Raw genomic sequence first — 3,354 nt, forward strand, 5'->3', positions numbered from 1 at the left:
AATTGACGTTTCACGTTGTTTGTTTCGTTCAGTTTTCAAAGAACTACTTGGTCGCTCATTTGCGACTTCCTTATGTTAACATTTTCATCTTTCAATGTCAACTAAGTTTTTTATTTCGTTTGTCGCTTTCGACGTTAATGTCACCGGCGACTTGTTCTATATTACACCTCTATACTCTAATCGTCAACACCTTTTTATAAATATATTCAAGTTAATATTTTTATGCTCTTTTAGCTAGATACAACCTTACAAAGATTCATTACCAGAAACCATCTTCTGCTGCTCTTTAATTTATTCTCCCAAAACATATCCGAGTCATTTTGAACTCTCAACTTAATACGTGTAGACCTTTTCCTCCAATAAAACTAGCAGACGATGATAAAGAAATCCGAAATTTATTGAAAATATATTTAGAGCGAGAATTATATATGGTGGATACTGCGATTAATGGAGATGAGGCCTTACAGTTATTTAATCAAAACAACTATAATCTCGTTATATTAGACCTTATGATGCCGAAAGTAGATGGTATCGAAGTATGCAGAAAGCTTAGAGATAAAACGAACGTACCTATATTAATGCTGACTGCTAAAGATCACGAAGTTGATAAAATTTTGGGTCTAAGCATTGGTGCTGATGATTACATTACAAAACCTTTCAGCATTCACGAGGTGGTTGCACGAGTAAAAGCTCTTATGCGACGTTTTTTAGTTCTTGGAAGTAACATTAATATACAAGAGAAAACAACTTTAACTTTTAAAGGACTAACTATCAATTTAAATACGTATACAGTTCATACAAATAAAGAGGAAATTAGCTTAACCGGAAAAGAACTGGAACTATTAAAATTCTTTACCTCAAACCCAGGGCAAGTATTTACTAAAACTCAACTCTTCCGAAATGTATGGGACGATAATTATATAGAAGATGATAATACCGTTATGGTACATATTCGAAAACTTAGAAAGAAAATAGAAGTCGATCCTTCCAACCCAAAATTCATTCAAACTGTATGGGGAATTGGTTATAAGTTTGTAGGTGAACAGCTTGAAGACTGATAAAACCCTTTTCCTTATTTCATTACAACTTATCATTTGCGGGCTTTTAAATATACAAATGGACCCAAGGGTAAAAATATCCTTATTTATTACCCTTATCTTAATTACAATGTATCTCTTCTTTTCAAGAATACAATTCATTCAGCACCGCAAATCAATAGATACTAAATTAAGTCTTGTACTAAAAGGTAATTTACAAACGAGATTATTTACAAGCAATGATCGTTCATTACATAATATCGTTTTTTCAATAAACGAACTAATAGCTGAATTAGAAAAGGTTCGGATTGAAGCAAAGAGGTCTGAGGAATCTAGAAAAAAACTTCTGTCTAGTATCTCGCACGATATACGAACACCACTTACCTCCATTATCGGCTATATTGATGCCTTAAAAGATGAGGTTGCTGCTTCTGAAATAGAAAAGCAAGAATATCTTAAAATACTTTATATGAAATCAAATAACTTGAAGCACCTAGTTGATGAGATATTCAATATGGCGAAGCTAGATGCTAACGAATTTCCACTAAAAGAAGAACTCGACTTTTCTGAAGTTACTAGAAGAAGTTTCTCTTGATACGCTACGAAAAGCAAACCGTAAATACATGGAATTTCAGGTGAATAATGACAGTAAGGCTACGATGCTATTAGAAAATCAATTTCAAATTTTCGATTATGAGGTACATGATGAAGGGAATATTCGCATTTACTCTCATTTCGGGCAACAAGGATACATCAACAGAACATTTGTTCTGAATGATATTGAAGTATTAAAAATGATGATGAGCGAAGACAGATTAGAAGATTATTTCACCAAGCTAGTTGGAGGTGGAACAATTGGTTAACCTACTCTATACAGAACTATTAAAACTAAAACGCTCTAATATGTTTTTAATTAGTATTATTGGGGCTGGTGTCGCACCTTTCTTAGTCGTAGTAGCTTCTTATATACATATAAAAACAAAACAGCCAACTCCGACTATTTGGTTCCATCAATTATTCACTGAAGTTAACTTATACACTACTTTAGTTATAGGGTTCCCCTTATATGGAGTAGTAGTTGCTTATCTGTTTACCCGTGAATATGCAGAAGACACATTAAAAAATTTACTAACTATCCCCGTGTCACGCATTAGTTTTATTATAAGTAAGTTCATCATTCTTTTCCTTTGGATCATGATGCTAACTTTAGTTGCTTGGTCGCTTACTTTAATATTAGGGCTATTGGGGAACTTCCCTGGTTTTAACACTGCTTTACTTTTAGGTTCTTTCCTAAAATTTTTAACCTGTGGTGGACTTCTTTTTCTATTGTCTTCACCTATTGTTCTATTAACTCTTGTAATGAAGAGCTATGTACCGCCTATTATATTAACAGTCATTATTACAATGACTAATCTTATGCTCGTAAATTCCAAACATAAAGATTTATTTCCCTGGACCGCCACTTTAGATATCGCAAATAATGAATTACAACCCACATATCCACCAGAGTATTCTTACATGATCATTGCAGCAACAACGATTTTCGGATTTATCGCAACACTATTCTATTTTAAGAGAGTAGACATTCATTAATTTTTAGGAGTGAAACTATGAGCGATATCATTATTGCCTTCATACTCGGTATCGTAGAGGGGTTAGGTGAATTTTTACCTATCTCTTCTACCGGCCACCTTATATTAGTCGGGCATTTTTAAAAATTAAACATCCCTCCATTAATCTAGATGTCTACTGGACAATGCTGTATAGGGATCGTATATTTTTATAAACCATATTCATTCCAAACATACTATCTTTCTTAATTCGCGACACACAGATACAAGTTTCAAATGCGTACAAAGACACAGCATATAAAGACCTTCCCCAAGAATTATAAAGAGGCTAAACTATTTATTAAAGTGAGGTAACTGGGATACTTATTGGGGAAACCGTAAAAACTAGGATTTGTTACAGCTTGGCAATTTAGTGATTCTCCTCATTATCTTGCACGGCTAGTAATTGATGAGTTAAAAAATGCAATATGCCCCAGTCACATTTATTATGAATTAGAAACTAAACCAATATCGCCAAATAACGATTATAGTTTTATATTCTGATGTCTTAATGATGAACCTGTATCCATCATTAAGACATCAGAATACAACGTTCGTCTATAATTGAAACAGTATAATATTGTTTACTAAACACGAAAAAACACAAGTCAAAAGACTTGTGTTTTTAGTTGCTTGGCGACGTCCTACTCTCACAGGGACAAGGTCCCAACTACCATCGGCGCTAGAGAGCTTAACTTCCGTGTTCG

The 3,354-nt window shown here is 33.6% G+C and carries 3 protein-coding genes, 1 rRNA gene and 2 pseudogenes; 5 read left to right on the plus strand and 1 reads right to left on the minus strand.

The window, feature by feature from the left end; all coding sequences use genetic code 11:
* The first annotated feature begins 359 nt into the window (after positions 1 to 359).
* From ACTFNE_RS27250 to ACTFNE_RS27270, 5 genes and pseudogenes are all read left to right on the plus strand, one after another.
* Positions 360 to 1,058, plus strand: a complete 699-nt coding sequence (locus tag ACTFNE_RS27250; protein WP_270706576.1) for a response regulator transcription factor — start codon at positions 360 to 362, stop codon at positions 1,056 to 1,058.
* Positions 1,048 to 1,675 (plus strand): annotated as a pseudogene (locus ACTFNE_RS27255) (sensor histidine kinase); the annotation flags it as partial. The gene ACTFNE_RS27250 and the pseudogene ACTFNE_RS27255, both read left to right, overlap by 11 nt.
* Positions 1,661 to 1,900 carry a hypothetical protein gene (locus tag ACTFNE_RS27260; RefSeq protein ID WP_316152649.1) on the plus strand — a complete coding sequence of 80 codons (240 nt, stop codon included), beginning with the start codon at positions 1,661 to 1,663 and terminating at the stop codon, positions 1,898 to 1,900. The pseudogene ACTFNE_RS27255 and the gene ACTFNE_RS27260, both read left to right, overlap by 15 nt.
* Complete coding sequence (locus tag ACTFNE_RS27265; RefSeq protein ID WP_000247725.1) at positions 1,893 to 2,630, plus strand: ABC transporter permease; 738 nt, start codon at positions 1,893 to 1,895, stop codon at positions 2,628 to 2,630. Before ACTFNE_RS27260 ends, ACTFNE_RS27265 begins: the two co-directional genes overlap by 8 nt.
* 17 nt (positions 2,631 to 2,647) lie before the next feature.
* Positions 2,648 to 2,746: pseudogene (locus ACTFNE_RS27270) on the plus strand (undecaprenyl-diphosphate phosphatase); the annotation flags it as partial.
* A gap of 532 nt (positions 2,747 to 3,278) precedes the next feature.
* On the opposite strand, the gene rrf reads toward ACTFNE_RS27270, so the two are convergent.
* A 5S ribosomal RNA gene (rrf, locus tag ACTFNE_RS27275) occupies positions 3,279 to 3,354 on the minus strand; the annotation flags it as partial.

Origin of the sequence: Bacillus cereus group sp. MYBKT111-2 (genome assembly GCF_051915205.1) — a bacterium.
In the GTDB taxonomy this organism is placed as follows: Bacteria; Bacillota; Bacilli; order Bacillales; family Bacillaceae_G; genus Bacillus_A; species Bacillus_A paranthracis.

Bases quoted from the DNA above. Each gene is read 5' to 3' on its own strand.
- ACTFNE_RS27260 (WP_316152649.1), top strand. From the start codon at position 1,661: ATGGAATTTCAGGTGAATAATGACAGTAAGGCTACGATGCTATTAGAA.